The following is a 1815-nucleotide window of genomic DNA, read 5'->3' on the forward strand; positions in this document are numbered from 1 at the left end:
GGCCTGCTCGCTCATGCCTTCGTTCCTTTCCGGTGGCGGTCCCAGGCCGCGCGCACCAGCGCGTAGTCCTCGGGGGTGAGGGCTTCGCCGCTATCGACGTGGGTGGCGAAGTAGAGGCTGGGGATGCGGCTGCCGTTGGTGAGGTAGACCCGGGCCGCGCGGAAGCAGAGCAGGGGGTCGAGGCCGGCGCCCAGGCGCCGCACGAAGTAGGGGTGGAAGCCGAAGCCCGCGGGCATGGCCTCCTCGCCGGTGTTGGTGAGCTCGAGGCTCATGCGCAGGCTGCTGTCGCCCAGCCAGTACACCGCCCGCACCGTGTAGCGGAAGGGGAAGTTGAGGGCCTGGGGGTTGTTGGCGTTGAAGTGGCACACCAGCAGGCCCTCGCTGCGCTCGACGACGGTCCAGGGGCGGCCGTGCACCTCGCCGTGGATGGTCTGGACGCCGTCGGGCCAGTTGGGCAGGAGCTGGTAGCTCCTGCCGCGGAAGCTGAAGCGCCCCTCACGGATGCGGTTGGAGTAGGGCGCCAGGATGTAGCTCGAGGTGTCGGGCGAGGCCCCCGCGGCCACGGCGGCCAGCGAGGTCGGGCGCAGCAGCGGCAGCCAGAAGCCCTCGCGGTAGAGCTCGAGGCCGGCGATGCTGGCCCCCAAGCCGGGGAGGACGGTGAGGCGGAGCTTGGAGCTGTGGAGGATTTCCGGTCTCATGAGGGGTTAACTCTCCCCCAACTCTACCAAGCGCCGCGGGCCTGCGCGCCCCTCACCGCACCCCGAGCAGCAGTTCCACGGTGAGCTGGTCCAGCCGCTCCAGGCCCGGCCCCCGCCGCCCCAGCGCCTCGCGGTCGAACTCGAGGGCCTTCAGCGCCTGGGCGTTCGCGTGGCTGTACCTCGCGGTGAGCCGGGCGAGCTCCTCGTCCTGGACCTTGTAGGCCCCGATGAGGTCCTGGATCTCGCGGTCGCGGCCGAAGCGCTCGGCCTTCTCCTTGAGGATGAGGTAGGTGCGCATGCAGCCCTTGGCGAACGCCCACACCCCCGCCTCGTCCTCGGTGCGCAGGGCGTGGGCGTCGAAGTGGCGGGGGCCGTCGTAGCCGGAGTCCTCCAGCAGCTTGACCAGGAAGAAGGCCGTCTTGAGGTTCTCGGCGCCGAAGCGCAGGTCCTGGTCGAAGCGGCCCATCTTCTGGTCGTTGAGGTCGATGTGGAAGAGCTTGCCCGCGTCGATGGCCTGGGCCACCGCGTGCACGAAGTTGAGGCCCGCCATGGTCTCGTGGGCCACCTCGGGGTTGAGGCCGAAGAGGTGGGGCTTGTCCAGCGTGGCGATGAAGCCCAGCGCAGCGCCCACCACCGGCAGGTAGATGTCGCCGCGCGGCTCGTTGGGCTTGGGCTCGAGGGCGAAGCGGTAGCCGTAGCCCTGGTCTTCGGAGTACTCGGCCAGGAAGTTCAGCGCCTCGCGGTAGCGGGCGAGGGCGTCGAGGGCGTTGCCCCCGGCGTCCACCTCGGCCCCCTCGCGCCCGCCCCAGAAGACGTAGGTCTTCGCGCCGAGCTCGGCGCCGAGGTCCATGGCCCGCATGGTCTTCTGGAGGGCATAAGCCCGCACCCGCGCGTCGGGCGAGGTGAAGGCGCCGTCCTTGAAGGCGGGGTCGCCGAAGAGGTTGGTCGTCGCCATGGGGACCGCCAAGCCGGTGTCCTGCAGGGCCTTCTTGAAGCGCTTGAGGATGCGCTCGCGCTCGGGCTCGGTGGCCTCGAGGGGGATGAGGTCGTTGTCGTGCAGGTTGACCCCGTAGGCGCCGATCTCGGCGAGCTTGTAGACGATGTAGTCGGGCTCGAG

General features: G+C 70.1%; 2 protein-coding genes. Both read right to left on the reverse strand.

The window, feature by feature from the left end:
* Window positions 1-11: 11 nt before the first annotated feature.
* A complete protein-coding gene (locus Mterra_RS21000) occupies window positions 12-698 on the reverse strand; it encodes an aldose epimerase family protein (RefSeq protein ID WP_245971716.1) in 687 nt (228 codons plus the stop codon).
* 52 nt (window positions 699-750) lie between these two features.
* A partial coding sequence (xylA, locus tag Mterra_RS21005) for a xylose isomerase (RefSeq protein WP_119316847.1) occupies window positions 751-1815 on the reverse strand: 1065 nt, incomplete at its 5' end.

Origin of the sequence: Calidithermus terrae, assembly GCF_003574345.1 — a bacterium.
In the GTDB taxonomy this organism is placed as follows: Bacteria; Deinococcota; Deinococci; order Deinococcales; family Thermaceae; genus Calidithermus; species Calidithermus chliarophilus.

Coding starts and splice junctions, on each gene's coding strand:
- Mterra_RS21000 (WP_245971716.1), bottom strand. CDS start 698: ATGAGACCGGAAATCCTCCACAGCTCCAAGCTCCGCCTCACCGTCCTC.